Below are 13861 nucleotides of genomic sequence, written 5' to 3' on the forward strand. Positions count from 1 at the left end.
CTACCAACCGCTCGATCCCGCAATGCCCTTGAACGGACCGGCAATCCGGCTGGTGATCCAGCCGCCGTAGAAGCCGCCGGGTTGCGGAGTCACCTTCTCGCCGTCCACCGTGCACCGGTCCACCCGGGCCGCCAGCACCGCGATCGCGTGCGCGATCTCGGCGAACGGCGCTGTCGGCCGCTCGTAGGTCCATGCCGCGCCCGGTGCCTGCCGTTGGGCGGTCACCAGGTCGAAGTAGCTGGCCCGGCCCTTCCATTCGCACCAGGACGCCCCGGGGGCCGGATGTAGCGCGCCCTCGACGAAGGCCTCGCGGGGCAGGTAGTACGTCGGCGGGTGACTGGTCTCCAACACCCGCCACGAACGGGTTGCCCTGGCGATGGTCTGACCACCCAGTTCGATGGTTATCGAACCGGTGAAAACGTCCAGCCGCGGCGGCCGCGGATAGTCCCACACCGATTCCTGTCCGGGTCCCGCAGGATCGGGCTGCGGCCAACGACTCAGCACCATCGCCCCATTGTCCATGCGACTACGCCGTCAGCGCGTATCCGTGACCCTGACCGACGGTCTCGGTGGGTCCCCGTACCGCGGACTGGCACCGTCGGGCCAGTGCCCGCCGGTCCGCACCCGGCAGTTGCAGGGATTCCACCCGCACCCTGGCGATCGTGCGGCGCACCTGGACCACCCGGTAGACCGATCGCAGCAGGGTGTCGCTCCCGACGAAGGCCGGCGCGGTCGACACGCTGCCGTCGATGTCGTGATAGGTCAGCCGCAGCGGCTGCACCGGACGGGCGGCGTCGATCGCGGCCTGGAACATCGCCGGGTAGAAGCTCCCGTAAGCCAGACCGCACCACGTGGTGCCCTCCGGGAAGGCCACCACCGTGTGACCGGCCCGCAGCCGGCGCGCCACGGCGTCCACCACGCCGGGCAGCCGTCGCAGACTGGTCCGTTCGATGGGGATGATCTGCAGGATGCGGGCCACGATGCCGGTCGCGGGCCCGCTGAACATGTCGGCCCGGGCCACGAACGAGCCGGGCAGCACCGCACCGATGGCGAAAATGTCCAGCCAGGACACGTGGCTGCTGACCACCAGAACGCCCCGTAGATTTCGGATGGGGCTGCCCGACACCGTGATTCGCACGCCGAGGACGCGCAATGCAAGTCGGCAGTAGGCGCGCTGCAGATGCGTGCGACCGGGTAGCGGCGCGCCCAGCAACGGCAGGCCCGGCGCCAGCAACAGCAACAACGCGATCCGCAGCGCGACCCGCAGACGAACCCGAATCGACTGTGGCGCAACGGAAGCACCCGAACGTACACAGCTTGCGTCGCACGATGCGCGGGGCAACCAGGAGTGCCCGGCCGGGGCGAGCTGGGTCACCGGCCGGCCCCCGCGCCCAGTTGCGCGACAGCCGAAACCGACCGCAGCCGTTTGAGATAGCGGGTGTCGGCGTCCTTTTTGCCCAGTAGTACGCAGAAATCCCCGACGCCGAAGTCCGGGTCGTGGGCGGGCTCGCCGCAGACCCGGGCGCCCAGGCGCAGGTAACCCCGCATCAGCGCCGGGATCGCCGGGCGGGCCGGCGGTGTGATCTCGCCGAGCCCTTTGCCGTCGATGCGCACCGGCCGGTACGGCCGAACCCGGTACTGCGCGGCGTGCCGGGCGAGCACGAAGTCACGCACGCCGCGAAGCTGGCTGCCGGGCGCCTCGCCGTCGGTGTCGATCGGCACCGATACGCAGCCGGTGACGTGGTCGTAGTCACAGCGATCCAGATAGGCCAGAATCCCCGCCCACATCAGCAGCACCACGCCGCCGTTGCGGTGCCCGTCGCGCACCGCCGCGCGGCCCATCTCGACCAGCGACGGACGCAGTGCATCGAAGGCGCGGACATCGAATTCCGTTGCGGTGTACAGGCCGCCGGCGGCGATGGCACCGGCCGGTGGCAACATCCGGTAGCAACCCACCAGTTCGCCGGTGTCGTCGTCGCGCACCAGGAGGTGGTCGCAGAATTCGTCGAACCGGTCACTGTCGCGGCCGTCGCAGGCCGCGGGTAGCGAGAAGCCCGGGGTGCTGCTGAACACGTCGTAACGCAACCGTTGTGCCGCTTCGATGAGGCTGGGATCGGTGGACAGCAAAAGGGAGTAGTGCGGGCCGGCGGCCGACCCCGCCCTGGTCGAAGCCGCCCGACCACGTTGTTTTTCACTGGGTATGAGGACAGAAGCGATACTCATGCCAACAACGTGGCGTAGCCGTTCAGCTAATCGGCATCGGCGTGCTGACGGGTCGGTGCACGTCAGATGACGAACAGACGCAGAATCGCCCCGGAAAGGATGTTCCGGGGCGATTCTGCGTCTGCTCGCGCAGGGGAGTGTTAACCCTTGCGGGCCTTGATTCCCTCGGTCAGCTGCGGGGCCACCTTGAACAGGTCGCCGACCACGCCGTAGTCGGCGATCTCGAAGATCGGCGCTTCTTCGTCCTTGTTGACCGCGACGATGGTCTTGGACGTCTGCATGCCGGCCCGGTGCTGGATCGCTCCCGAGATGCCCAGGGCGATGTACAGCTGCGGCGACACCGTCTTGCCGGTCTGGCCGACCTGGAACTGGCCCGGGTAGTAGCCGGAGTCGACGGCGGCGCGCGAGGCACCCACCGCGGCGCCGAGCGAGTCGGCCAGTTCCTCGACGACCTTGAAGTTCTCCTCGCTGCCGACGCCACGGCCGCCGGACACCACGACGGTGGCCTCGGTGAGCTCCGGCCGGTCACCGGCTACCGCAGGCTCCCGCGAGGTGATCTTCGTCGCGTTCTCGGCCGGCTCGGGCACGTCCACATTGACGACCTCACCGGCGCCGTCGGACGGCTCGGCGTCGATGGCGCCGGCCCGGACCGAGATCACCGGGGTGTCGCCGTTGACCTGCGACTCGACCGTGTAGGCCCCACCGAAGATGGAGTGCACGCCTTTGCCGCCCTCCTGCACGCCGACCACGTCGACCAGCAGGCCCGACCCGATGCGGGCCGCGAGCCGACCGGCGATCTCTTTGCCGTCGGCGTTGGAGGAAACCAGTACCGCGGCCGGTTGCGACGACTCGGCCAGCGACGCCAGCACGTCCACGTACGGCGTGATCAGGTAGTTGTCTACCACCTCGGACTCGGCGACGTAGATCTTCTCCGCACCGGCGGACTTCAATCCGTCGATGAGCGGCTCGGCCGTGCCCGGCGCACCGATGACGACGGCGGCCGGTTCGCCCAATGCGCGCGCTGCGGTGATCAACTCGGAGGTGACCTTCTTCAGCGCACCCTCGGCTTGCTCGACAAGCACCAATACTTCAGCCATGAATTTTCGCTCTCTCGTTTCGTGGAGTTGCGTCAGATGATCTTTTGACCGACCAGGTACTTGACGATGTCGTTGCCGCCCTCGCCCTCGTCGGTGACTTTCTCACCGGCGGTCTTCGGTGGCTTCGGGGTGGACGACGTGACCGTCGAACCGGCGTTCTCCAGGCCCACCTCGTCGGGCTCGACGCCGATCTCGGCGAGCGTGAGCACGGTGACTTCCTTCTTCTTGGCGGCCATGATGCCCTTGAAGGACGGGAAGCGCGGCTCGTTGATCTTCTCGTTCACGCTGACCACCGCCGGCAGGGTGGCTTCCAGGGCGAAGACGCCGTCGTCGGTCTCGCGCTCGGCCGTCACCTTGTCGCCCTCGACGGCGAGTTTCCGCACGTGGGTGAGCTGCGGCAGGCCCAGGTACTCGGCGATGATGGCGGGCACGGCGCCGCCCGAGCCGTCGGTGGCCTCGTTGCCGGCGATGACCAGCTCGGTGCCCTCGATGGTGCCCAGTGCGCGGGCCAGCGCCCATGCTGTCTGCACCACGCAGGAACCCTTGAGGCCGTCGTCCTTGAGGTGAACGGCCTTGTCGGCGCCCATCGACAGGGCTTTGCGGATCGCTTCGGTCGCGCGCTCCGGGCCGGCGGTTAGCACGGTCACCGAGCCTTCGCCGCCCTCGCGCTCGCGGATCTGCAGGGCTTCTTCCACGGCGCGTTCGTTGATCTCGTCCAGGACTGCGTCGGCGGCGTCGCGGTCCAGCGTGTAGTCGCCGTCGGACAGCTTGCGCTCCGACCAGGTGTCTGGGACCTGCTTGATCAGGACCACGATGTTCGTCATGAGTGGGGTTCGTCCTCCTCGAAGGCGTCCGGCAGCGACGCTGCAAGACCTGGGTCACGTGTTCCGCAACCGCACAGCGCATGTTACTAGTGGGTAACTTTGTGCGGTCCGCTCTCACACCATAGCGGGTCGTAGTGCACGTTCTTTCGGCTGGATCCACTGTCCGGTTCGCGAATCGGGTGCCAGGCATTAGCCTGCCTTAGCAATGAGCGCATTCGTCCCCCACCTTCCCGCCGGGAGTCCGCCCGCGAGCGATCCGGTCATGATGCTGACCGGGGAGCGCACCATCCCCGACCTGGACATCGAGAACTACTGGTTCCGCCGTCACGAGGTGGTCTATGAGCGCCTGGCGCCGCGCTGCGCGGGCAAGGACGTGCTGGAGGCCGGTTGCGGCGAGGGTTACGGCGCGGACCTGATCGCGGGGTCGGCCCGCCGGGTGGTCGCGGTGGACTACGACGAGGCCGCGGTGGCGCACGTGCGCAGCCGATACCCCCGGGTCGAAGTGCTGCAGGCCAACCTCACCGAGTTGCCGCTGCCGGATGAGTCGGTGGACGTGGTGGTGAACTTCCAGGTCATCGAGCATCTGTGGGACCAGGGCCAGTTCATTCGCGAGTGTGCGCGGGTCCTGCGGCCGTCCGGGCTGTTGCTGATCTCGACCCCGAATCGGATCACCTTCTCCCCCGGCCGCGACACCCCGATCAACCCGTTCCACACCCGCGAGCTCAACGCCGATGAGCTCACCGAACTGCTGCAGGACGGCGGCTTCGGTGAGGTCGGCCAGTACGGGATCTTTCATGGCCCGCGGTTGCAGGAGATGGATGCCCGGCACGGCGGGTCCATCATCGACGCGCAGATCGACCGGGCGGTCAAGGACGCCCCCTGGTCGCCCGAACTGATGGCCGACGTCGCGGCCGTCACCACCGCCGACTTCGACCTCGTCGAGGCCGGCGCCGCATCTCACGACATCGACGCCAGCCTGGACCTCGTGGCAATCGCGGTGCGCCGTTGACCTCCTCCCCACCGCCGGTGCCCGGCATGTTCACCCTGGTGCTGCACACCCACCTGCCCTGGCTGGCCCATCACGGCCGCTGGCCGGTCGGCGAGGAATGGCTCTACCAGTCGTGGTCGGCGGCCTACCTGCCGCTGTTCCGGGTGCTGCGAACGCTGGCCGAGGAGGACCGCCGCGGACTGATCACGCTGGGCATGACGCCGGTGGTCAACGCCCAGCTCGACGATCCGTACTGCCTGGACGGGGTGTACCACTGGCTGGCGAACTGGCAGCTGCGCGCGGCCGAAGCCGCCAGCGTGCGGACCATTCCGGCGTCGAAATCGGCCAACAATCAGTCCTGCACACCGGAAGCCTTGCGCGCCTTCGGGATTCGTGAGTCGGCCGAGGCCGGCGCGGCTCTCGAGGAATTCGCGACCCGGTGGCGGCACGGCGGCAGCCCGTTGCTGCGCGGTCTCGTCGACGCCGGCACGGTGGAGCTGCTCGGCGGCCCGCTGGCCCACCCGTTCCAGCCGCTGCTGGCACCGCGGCTGCGCGAGTTCGCGCTGCGCGAAGGCCTGGCCGACGCTCGGCTTCGGCTGGGACGTGCCCCGACGGGAATCTGGGCGCCGGAATGCGCCTACGCTCCCGGCCTGGAACACGACTACGCGGGCGCCGGGGTCAGCCACTTCATGGTCGACGGCCCCTCGCTGCACGGCGACACCGCGCTGGGCCGGCCCGTCGCCGACACCGATGTCATCGCCTTCGGGCGGGACCTGCAGGTCAGCTACCGGGTGTGGTCGCCGAAGTCCGGCTACCCCGGGCACGCCGCCTACCGCGACTTCCACACCTACGACCACCTCACCGGCCTCAAGCCCGCCCGGGTCACCGGCCGCAACGTGTCCTCGGAAGGCAAAGCGCCCTACGACCCGGAGCGCGCCGACCATGCGGTCGACGTGCATGTCGCCGACTTCGTCGAGGTGGTGCGCAACCGGCTGTCGTCCGAATCCGAGCGGATCGGCCGGCCGGCCCACGTGGTCGCGGCGTTCGACACCGAACTGTTCGGCCACTGGTGGCACGAAGGACCGACCTGGCTGGCGCGGGTGCTTCGGGCGTTGCCGGCCGCCGGCATCCGGGTGGGCACGCTGCACGACGCGATCGACGCGGGCTTCGTCGGCGGTCCGGTCGAATTACCGCCCAGCTCTTGGGGTTCCGGCAAGGACTGGCAGGTGTGGAACGGCGAGAAGGTGGCCGATCTGGTCCAGCTCAACGCTGAAGTCGTCGACACCGCGCTGGCCACCGTGGACAAGGCGCTGGCCCAGACGGCGTCGCTGGACGGACCTATCCCCCGGGACCACGTCGCCGACCAGATCCTGCGCGAGACGCTGTTGACGGTGTCGAGCGACTGGCCGTTCATGGTCAGCAAGGACTCTGCCGCCGACTACGCCCGCTACCGCGCGCACCTGCATGCGCATGCCACCCGCGAGATCGCCGGGGCACTGGCATCCGGCCGGCGCGATGCCGCAACGCGCCTGGCCGACGGGTGGAACCGGGCGGACGGACTGTTCGGTGCGCTGGATGCCCGTAGGCTCCCCCAATGAGGTGCCGTCCGTGCCGCGAGCGGCCTCATCTGTGCGGCGACACGCCGCTGCAGACGGCAATTCGGGGGCGCTCGAGGCCGGACGGCGGTTGCGCATGAAGATCCTGATGGTCTCGTGGGAGTACCCGCCGGTGGTGATCGGCGGGCTGGGCCGGCACGTGCACCACCTCGCGACGGCGCTGGCCGCCGCGGGTCACGACGTCGTGGTGCTGTCCCGGCGCCCCACCGGTACCGACCCCAGCACCCATCCGTCGTCCGACGAGATCAGCGAAGGCGTCCGGGTGATCGCGGCCGCGCACGACCCGCACGAATTCAGCTTCAGTACCGACATGATGGCCTGGACGCTGGCGATGGGCCACGCCATGATCCGCGCCGGCTTGTCCCTCACCAGACCGGGCAGCGACCGCCCCTGGCGCCCCGACGTGGTGCACGCACACGACTGGCTGGTGGCCCACCCGTCCATTGCGCTCGCCCAGTTCTACGACGTGCCAATAGTTTCCACGATGCACGCGACCGAGGCGGGTCGGCATTCCGGCTGGGTGAGCGGCGCCATCAGCCGTCAGGTGCACGCCGTGGAGTCCTGGCTGGTTCGCGAATCCGATTCGCTCATCACGTGTTCGGCCTCGATGCGCGACGAGATCACCGAGCTCTTCGGTCCCGGCCTGGCAGAGACGACGGTGATCCCCAACGGGATCGACGCGGCGCGTTGGCCGTTCGCCGCGCGGCGCCCCCGGACCGGACCCGCCGAACTGCTCTACGTCGGACGGCTGGAATACGAGAAGGGCGTGCACGACGCCATCGCCGCGCTGCCGCGGATCAGGCGTACCCATCCGGGCACCACGTTGACGGTCGCAGGCACCGGCACCCAGCAGGACTGGCTCATCGAGCAGGCACGGAAACACAAGGTGCGCAAGGCAACCCGATTCGTCGGGCACTGCGAGCACGACGAGTTACTGCAATTGCTGCACCGCGCCGACGCGGCGGTGTTGCCCAGCCACTACGAGCCGTTCGGGCTGGCCGCGCTCGAAGCCGCCGCGGCGGGCGCGCCGCTGGTGACGTCGAACATCGGCGGCCTGGGCGAAGCGGTGATCGACGGCGTCACCGGGGTCTCGTTCGCACCCCGCGACCTCCCCGGGCTGGCCGGGGCGGTGCGCACCGTGCTCGACGATCCCGCGGCCGCGCAGCGCCGCGCAAGCGCCGCCCGCGAGCGCCTGACCTCCGACTTCGACTGGCAGACAGTGGCCGAGCAGACCGCTCAGGTGTATCTGGCGGCCAAACGCGGTGAGCGGCAACCACAGCCGCGGCTGCCCATCGCCGAGCACGCCCTGCCGGATCGCTGACGGCGGGTCAGTGCCCTACTGCAGTCCGATCGCATCGGCACAGTAGCGCCACAACCGTTCCCGGGCGTCTTGGCTGTGGCGCGTGGACAGCAGATAGTGCTGCGGGCGCACCCGCCGGTCATGCCAGAAGCGGCCGGTCGGTGGAGCGGGCCGGGTCGCGGCCAGCCACACCGCGGTGTCGGCGCCCTCCTCGGGTGAGCGCAGCAGCGGACCGGTGACCCGCCGGAACCCGGGCAGCGCCGCCGCCACACCGGGCGTGTCCGCCCAGCCGGGATGCATTGCATAGCAACGAATTCCGGCCCACCGGCGGGCCAGCACCGGGGTCAGCGCCACCTGCATCCGCTTGGTGCGGGCATACGCGATGACGCCACGGTATCTGCCGCGGCGGTACTCGGGATCGTCGACAGCCAGCGGCTGGGTGTACATCCCGCCGGACGACATCACAATGACCCGCGGATCGGCGGACTCGGCCAGCAGTGGACTCAGACATTCGGTCAGCAACACCGGACCCAGGACGTGGGTGGCCAAAGTCAGCTCGTGCCCGTCCGCCGACTCGGTGCGCGTCTCGGGCAACACCCCGGCGTTGTGCACCAGCACATCCAGCCGGCGGCGGCCGGCCAGCCCGGCGGCAAAGGCCCGCACCGCCGTCAGGTCGGACACGTCGCACACCACGACAGTGATGTCGGCATCGGGATTGGCCTCGACGAGCTCGGCGCGGGCCTGCTCGCCCCTCTCCCGGTCCCGCACGGTCAACAGGACTTCAGCGCCCAACTGTGCCAGCCCGGACGCGATCGCCTTGCCGATGCCGCGATTCGCCCCGGTGACCAGCGCGGTCCGGCCCCGCAGCGCCAGCGCCGGCGGGTCGTCCGCCCAGTCGAGATTGCGGACCCGGTACCCCACCCGGGTGTAGCCCGCGACCACCGACCGGTCCATGGCGGTGTCGACCAGGTTCCGCACACCGCCGAGTACATCCATGCAGGGTCCTGTTCCCTCAAACCGCACCGACACACCTGTGGGATCGCAGGTAGCGTCGTGAGATGGGCCTCACTTTCTCGAGCGTCGTCAACGCGCCCCGCGACCAGGTGTTCGCCTGGCACTCCCGACCCGGCGCCTTCGCCCGCCTCTCGCCGCCCTGGTCGCCGATGCGGTTGATCTCCGAGGCCGAGTCACTCGCCGACGGGCGCGCCACGCTGGGTTTGCCCGGCGGTCTGCGCTGGCTGGCTCAGCATCAAGCCGACTTCTACGATCCGCCAAGGCGTTTCGTGGACGAGCTGACCAGCGATGGGCTGGCTTCGTTACCGCCGCGGTTGATCCGGCGGTGGCGACACACCCACGATTTCGAGGAGGTCGGGGACAACCAGACGCGGGTGATCGACCGGGTGGACACGCCGGTCCCGCCCTCGATGCTGCGCCCGATGTTCGTCTACCGGCACCGCCAGTTGGCCGACGACCTCGCCGCGCACACGCGGGCGGCCGAGCACGGCCTGTCCCCGGCGACCGTCGCCGTCACCGGCGCGTCCGGACTGGTGGGTACCGCGTTGACCGCGCTGCTGAGCACCGGTGGACATCGCGTCATCCGACTGGTTCGGGCTAGCGCACACGGTCCGGATGAGCGACGGTGGGACACCGATGAGCCGGACCCGGAACTGCTCGCCGGGGTCGACGCGGTGATCCACCTGGCGGGTGCCTCGATCGCCGGCAGGTTCACCCAGAAGCATCGAAAAGCCATCTACGACAGCAGAATCGGGCCGACACGCCGGCTGGCCGAGCTGGTGGCCCGCACCGCCGACGGCCCGCGGGTGCTGATCTCGGCCTCGGCGATCGGCTTCTACGGGTCTGACCGGGGCGACGAGCCCTTGACCGAGGACAGCACGCGCGGCGACGGGTTCCTCGCCGACGTCGTCGCCGACTGGGAGGACGCGACGTCCCCGGCCCGGCAGGCCGGTACCCGGGTGGTGCTGGTCCGCACCGGCATCGTGCAGTCCCCCCGCGGCGGCACCCTGCACCTGATGCGGCCGCTGTTCACCGCCGGACTCGGCGGCCGGCTCGGTGACGGTCGGCAGTGGCTGTCCTGGATCGGGATCGACGACCTGATCGACATCTATCACCGGGCGCTGTGGGATTCGGACCTGTCCGGTGCGGTGAATGCTGTTGCCCCACAACCGGTTCGGAACAAGGAGTACACGCGGTCGCTGGCCCGCGTCCTGCATCGGCCGGCGGTGTTGCCGGTGCCGCCGCTGGGTCCCCGGATACTGCTGGGCGCCCAGGGCGCGCGTGAACTCGCGCTGGCCAGTCAACGGGTGAGTCCGGCGCGACTGGTCGGGGCCGAGCACCCGTTCCGCCATCCCGGGCTGGAGCCGGCGCTGCGGCACCTGCTCGGTCGCACCGGTTAGCCCGCAACCGTACCCTGTTCGGGCCGGTCCGCCGGCGCAGCAGACGGCACCGCGCGGGGCTGGGTCTTGCGCTGCCACACCGACCAGGCGGCCGCCACGGCCAGCACGGCGCCGACGATCATCGTCGGCCAGAACAGCAGTTGGATCAGCCACAACCGCCGCTGCAGACGTACCACTTTCTGCTCGCCGCGCCGGAGGCGGTGCAAGGTCGTATTCACGCCTCGGATGTACCCGGTGCCGATATGTTGAAACCGGGGCCCGGCGGCCCTTTGCCGACGGTGAGATGTCGATCACGTTGCCGCCAGGTCAGTCCTGCTGATGACGTGCCATAAGCACCGCTAACCTATGCGGCATCGTTTGCCGTGGTTGCTGGGCGAGGGCAGCGGGAACCCTCTGTTTCAACGCGGCAGAGTCGCGCGAGCACCGGTAGTAGTCAACCGATATATGGAGGTAGTCATGGCTAAGAGCGGACCCCTGGAAGCTGTCAGTGGCGTTGTCGAGGGCATCAAGGGCCTGATCAAGCAGGTCATCGGTCTCGTCTTCGGTAACGAGAAGCTGGCCCAAGAGGCCAAGGCCCAGCAGGACAAGGCCGACGCGCAGCGCGAGGCCGCCAAGAAGGAAGCGGCCGCCGAGTCCGCTCGGGCCGGCGCCAAGGCCGCCGAAGGTCGCCAGAAGGCCAACCAGTAGCACGTAGCTGAGCAAAGGGGCCCGGTCCTATGGCCGGGCCCCTTTCGCGCATCAGGTTCAATCCGCGTCGCGGCCCTCGCGGCTGCGCGCATAAGCGCTCTTGCGCAGACCCGCAAGCCACCCTGGATACAACTCCACCCCGGGCGCGCTGTTGCGCACCGGGTCGAACGAGAAGTCAGCCTCGGACTCAGGCTCCAGTTCGTTCAAGCTGAGCCGACCCAGCGAATCGAAGTCTCCGGTTCCGCGCGCCTGATCGAGTTGCAGCTGAATTCCGCCGTTCCGGATGCTGTCTCGCACGTCCTCGAGTGACAGTCCGCGTCCGGCGATGTCACTGACGATGCGCGCCCTGAGCCACCAGTTCGCGCCTTGGTAGCGCAGCGGCATCAGGCTGGTCAGTGTCTGCGCTGACCATGAGGTCACCGGATGCAGCCCGATGACCCGGGTCAGCACACCGGATCCGGCGGAGACGAGTAGTACGTCCCACGGTCCGCCGGCGTCGACCTGCGGCGGGATGCGCAGCGCGAGTCCGATCGCGTCGGGAACCGCTCCCGGCATCCCGACAGCCTTGGAGAATCTGGCCACCACGGCGCAGGTCGGAACCGGTAGTCCCTGGCTCGCCGGAGCGACGCGCTGCAGGGTGCCGGCGGCCAGCACGCCGGTGGGGTGAAAAACTTTGCGACGCCGAAGCGCCGCTCCCCACTGGAAGGGCAGGGCGAGGCGATCAGAGATGTCCACCTGCGAGGTGTTCCCCGGTCGGCCGCCGCGAAACAGCGCATCGCGCTTCGACTATTACTGTCGATGGCATGCCGTCGTACCCGGGGAGCAGGTAATGGGTTTGTGTGATCGTCGTCCGCCGGGCACCCCCGACGCCGCGGTGCGAGCCGCCGGCAAGGTCTCCGAGGCACTCGAGACCATCGAGCGGGCCCGCGGCCACCTGTATTCGTTCCACCAGCTCATCGGCCACGCCGACCTGCAGCTGGATGCCGCGGTGGAACTGCTGCGAGAAAGCGGAGACCTCGGGCTGGCCGATGCGATCAGCCGCGAGTTGATCGGCCGCAACATATTGCCGGGCAGGTGGAGCTTCCAGGTCGTTGAGGACTTCGACGACGGCTATTACCGATGCTTCCACAAGACCGAAAAGGCGATCCGCGATCAACTCACCGGGGGCAATCGACACGTGTTCGAGGCCGAGATGAAGGAGCGTCGGCGCACCGACAGCCACCCGGACCACGTGGCGACGCCGGCAGACGCAGACCCTGCCGAAGGCTGAACGGCCCACTCCGGCAATCACATTCGGCGTCAGTTACCGGCGATCACATCGAATCCAGCACGCCGCACCGTCCGTCCGACCTGCCCCGCCGACTCGGATCGCCACCGGCAGGCCAGACCCGACTGGCGTGTCCGATGATCATTCACTAAATTAACGATTAATCCCATGAAGAGAGTGCAGAGGCGAGCGTGGACGGACCGCCGGCTGGGCACAGCCACTGGTTTGTTTTCCCGGCGAGGGGGTACGAAGCGTGAATCAGAGCCGTTCTGTTCAGCGACTCACGGACGTTGACAAGGAGGCTTCGGTGCAAGCTGTGCGTGAATTCCCGCGGGTGCGCCTGGCCCGGACCAGCCTGACCGGAGCGGCCACCCTGCCTCCGATCGATCAGTTCGACACCTGGCGGACCGGCCTGCGCGAGGAGGTGCTCGCCGACGTCGCCGAGTTCGTGTCCGCGCGCTGCGCCGACGAGTTGGGCGACTGCGGAGTCGATGTGGCCGGCAACATCCTGTTGGAGTTCGTCAAGGGTGGCAAATGCCTGCGGTCGACCTTCATGTACCTGGGCTGGCTGTGCGGCGCACCACCCAGTGCAGCCGCGTTGTCGGCCACCGCGAGCCTGGAGTTGTTGCACGCGTTCGCGCTGCTGCAGGACGACGTCATGGACGATTCCCCCGCCCGGCGCGGACGGCCCGCGGCGCACATCCAGTTCACCGACTGGCATCAGGCGCACGGCATGTCCGGCTCGTCGCGGCGTTTCGGCGAGTCCGCCGCAACCCTGCTCGGCGATATGTGCCTGATCTGGGCGGAGCAGATGCTGCGCGACTCCGGCCTCGGTCATCACTATCTGCAGCGGGCCTGGCCCCGTTACGACGCCATGCGCACCGAACTGGCCGTCGGCCAATTCGCCGATCTGGCAATGGATATGCGCAACTTTCCCAAAATCGACTCGGTGCTCGGGGTGGCCAGACGCAAGTCCGGCAACTACACGGTGCGCAGGCCCCTGGAGATCGGCGCCGCGATGGCCGGCTGTGACGAGCTGACGCTGACCAGGCTCGGTGAGTACGGTTTCGCCGTCGGTGAAGCATTCCAGCTGCGCGACGACATCCTCGGCATCTTCGGATCACCGGCGAGCACCGGCAAACCCAACGGCGGGGATCTGCTGGAACGAAAAGCTACCAGCGTGGTGGTCGCCGCCTACGAGATGGCCGACGTGCCGACCCGCCGCGAGTTCGGCGAACTGATGAACGTCGACCAGCTCGACGACGCGGCGGTGGACTACTGGCGCGGTCTGATCTTCTCCACCGGAGCGGTGCAGTGGATCGAGGAGCTGATCGCCACCCGTGTCGATGCGGCACTGAAATCCTTGGACCGCAGTGGAATCGACACTGTGCTCAAGACCGCGTTGACGGAGATGGCCGGCGTGTGCACGCGCCGGGCGGCATGAG

General features: G+C 68.8%; 15 protein-coding genes. 7 read left to right on the forward strand and 8 right to left on the reverse strand.

The features are described 5' to 3' along the window. The 5 genes from AC5Y3Z_RS00975 to AC5Y3Z_RS00995 all read right to left on the reverse strand — a co-directional run bounded on the left by AC5Y3Z_RS00975 (position 1) and on the right by AC5Y3Z_RS00995 (position 4144). A complete protein-coding gene (locus AC5Y3Z_RS00975) occupies positions 1–522 on the reverse strand; it encodes a DUF427 domain-containing protein (RefSeq protein WP_499917982.1) in 522 nt (173 codons plus the stop codon). 4 nt (positions 523–526) lie between these two features. Further along, entirely contained in the window at positions 527–1375 is an 849-nt protein-coding gene (locus tag AC5Y3Z_RS00980) for a lysophospholipid acyltransferase family protein (protein WP_473138967.1), read from the reverse strand. After that, positions 1372–2223, reverse strand: a complete 852-nt coding sequence (locus AC5Y3Z_RS00985) for a GNAT family N-acetyltransferase (RefSeq protein ID WP_463827107.1) — start codon at positions 2221–2223, stop codon at positions 1372–1374. Before AC5Y3Z_RS00985 ends, AC5Y3Z_RS00980 begins: the two co-directional genes overlap by 4 nt. Positions 2224–2363: 140 nt before the next feature. After that, complete coding sequence (locus AC5Y3Z_RS00990) at positions 2364–3320, reverse strand: electron transfer flavoprotein subunit alpha/FixB family protein (protein ID WP_463827108.1); 957 nt, start codon at positions 3318–3320, stop codon at positions 2364–2366. 32 nt (positions 3321–3352) lie between these two features. Further along, positions 3353–4144 carry an electron transfer flavoprotein subunit beta/FixA family protein gene (locus AC5Y3Z_RS00995; protein ID WP_463827109.1) on the reverse strand — a complete coding sequence of 264 codons (792 nt, stop codon included), beginning with the start codon at positions 4142–4144 and terminating at the stop codon, positions 3353–3355. A 205-nt stretch (positions 4145–4349) separates the two neighbouring features. On the opposite strand from AC5Y3Z_RS00995, the gene AC5Y3Z_RS01000 reads away from it, so the two are divergent. From AC5Y3Z_RS01000 to AC5Y3Z_RS01010, 3 genes are all read left to right on the forward strand, one after another. Further along, complete coding sequence (locus AC5Y3Z_RS01000; protein ID WP_473138968.1) at positions 4350–5153, forward strand: class I SAM-dependent methyltransferase; 804 nt, start codon at positions 4350–4352, stop codon at positions 5151–5153. A 26-nt stretch (positions 5154–5179) separates the two neighbouring features. Further along, the gene (locus tag AC5Y3Z_RS01005) at positions 5180–6730 is read left to right on the forward strand and encodes a 1,4-alpha-glucan branching protein domain-containing protein (protein ID WP_473139254.1); all 1551 of its coding nucleotides are present in this window, start codon (positions 5180–5182) and stop codon (positions 6728–6730) included. A gap of 94 nt (positions 6731–6824) precedes the next feature. Further along, on the forward strand, positions 6825–8069 hold the full coding sequence (locus tag AC5Y3Z_RS01010) for a glycosyltransferase family 4 protein (protein ID WP_473139255.1): 1245 nt from the start codon (positions 6825–6827) through the stop codon (positions 8067–8069). Positions 8070–8084: 15 nt separating this feature from the next. Here the strand turns inward: AC5Y3Z_RS01010 and AC5Y3Z_RS01015 are convergent, their stop codons facing one another. Beyond that, positions 8085–9044: an SDR family NAD(P)-dependent oxidoreductase gene (locus AC5Y3Z_RS01015; RefSeq protein WP_473138969.1), complete on the reverse strand. Its 960-nt coding sequence runs from the start codon at positions 9042–9044 to the stop codon at positions 8085–8087. Positions 9045–9106: 62 nt separating this feature from the next. Between AC5Y3Z_RS01015 and AC5Y3Z_RS01020 the strand changes: the two genes are divergently transcribed. Then, the gene (locus AC5Y3Z_RS01020) at positions 9107–10462 is read left to right on the forward strand and encodes a TIGR01777 family oxidoreductase (protein ID WP_473138970.1); all 1356 of its coding nucleotides are present in this window, start codon (positions 9107–9109) and stop codon (positions 10460–10462) included. Here the strand turns inward: AC5Y3Z_RS01020 and AC5Y3Z_RS01025 are convergent. Next, entirely contained in the window at positions 10459–10680 is a 222-nt protein-coding gene (locus AC5Y3Z_RS01025; protein WP_463827114.1) for a hypothetical protein, read from the reverse strand. The two genes, AC5Y3Z_RS01020 and AC5Y3Z_RS01025, sit on opposite strands and share 4 nt — an antisense overlap. A 238-nt stretch (positions 10681–10918) precedes the next feature. Here AC5Y3Z_RS01025 and mbp1 point away from each other — a divergent pair, with 238 nt between their 5' ends. After that, positions 10919–11149, forward strand: coding sequence for a microaggregate-binding protein 1 (mbp1, locus tag AC5Y3Z_RS01030; protein WP_463827115.1), 231 nt, complete (start codon positions 10919–10921; stop codon positions 11147–11149). 57 nt (positions 11150–11206) lie between these two features. Here mbp1 and AC5Y3Z_RS01035 read toward each other — a convergent pair whose 3' ends face one another. Beyond that, positions 11207–11884, reverse strand: coding sequence for a catalase family protein (locus tag AC5Y3Z_RS01035; protein WP_463827116.1), 678 nt, complete (start codon positions 11882–11884; stop codon positions 11207–11209). A gap of 94 nt (positions 11885–11978) precedes the next feature. On the opposite strand from AC5Y3Z_RS01035, the gene AC5Y3Z_RS01040 reads away from it, so the two are divergent. After that, a complete protein-coding gene (locus AC5Y3Z_RS01040) occupies positions 11979–12419 on the forward strand; it encodes a hypothetical protein (RefSeq protein ID WP_473138971.1) in 441 nt (146 codons plus the stop codon). Positions 12420–12723: 304 nt separating this feature from the next. Continuing rightward, a complete protein-coding gene (locus tag AC5Y3Z_RS01045; RefSeq protein WP_499917985.1) occupies positions 12724–13860 on the forward strand; it encodes a polyprenyl synthetase family protein in 1137 nt (378 codons plus the stop codon). Position 13861: the final 1 nt, after the last annotated feature.

The sequence above is a fragment of the Mycobacterium sp. NGS61 genome, assembly GCF_059812325.1.

What these genes read in the sequence shown, in the direction of transcription:
- AC5Y3Z_RS00975 (WP_499917982.1), bottom strand. Translation starts at nt 522, where the DNA reads ATGGACAATGGGGCGATGGTGCTGAGTCGTTGGCCGCAGCCCGATCCT.
- AC5Y3Z_RS00985 (WP_463827107.1), bottom strand. Translation starts at nt 2,223, where the DNA reads ATGAGTATCGCTTCTGTCCTCATACCCAGTGAAAAACAACGTGGTCGG.
- mbp1 (WP_463827115.1), top strand. Translation starts at nt 10,919, where the DNA reads ATGGCTAAGAGCGGACCCCTGGAAGCTGTCAGTGGCGTTGTCGAGGGC.
- AC5Y3Z_RS01000 (WP_473138968.1), top strand. Translation starts at nt 4,350, where the DNA reads ATGAGCGCATTCGTCCCCCACCTTCCCGCCGGGAGTCCGCCCGCGAGC.
- AC5Y3Z_RS01005 (WP_473139254.1), top strand. Translation starts at nt 5,180, where the DNA reads ATGTTCACCCTGGTGCTGCACACCCACCTGCCCTGGCTGGCCCATCAC.
- AC5Y3Z_RS01040 (WP_473138971.1), top strand. Translation starts at nt 11,979, where the DNA reads ATGGGTTTGTGTGATCGTCGTCCGCCGGGCACCCCCGACGCCGCGGTG.
- AC5Y3Z_RS00990 (WP_463827108.1), bottom strand. Translation starts at nt 3,320, where the DNA reads ATGGCTGAAGTATTGGTGCTTGTCGAGCAAGCCGAGGGTGCGCTGAAG.
- AC5Y3Z_RS01015 (WP_473138969.1), bottom strand. Translation starts at nt 9,044, where the DNA reads ATGGATGTACTCGGCGGTGTGCGGAACCTGGTCGACACCGCCATGGAC.
- AC5Y3Z_RS01020 (WP_473138970.1), top strand. Translation starts at nt 9,107, where the DNA reads ATGGGCCTCACTTTCTCGAGCGTCGTCAACGCGCCCCGCGACCAGGTG.
- AC5Y3Z_RS01010 (WP_473139255.1), top strand. Translation starts at nt 6,825, where the DNA reads ATGAAGATCCTGATGGTCTCGTGGGAGTACCCGCCGGTGGTGATCGGC.
- AC5Y3Z_RS00995 (WP_463827109.1), bottom strand. Translation starts at nt 4,144, where the DNA reads ATGACGAACATCGTGGTCCTGATCAAGCAGGTCCCAGACACCTGGTCG.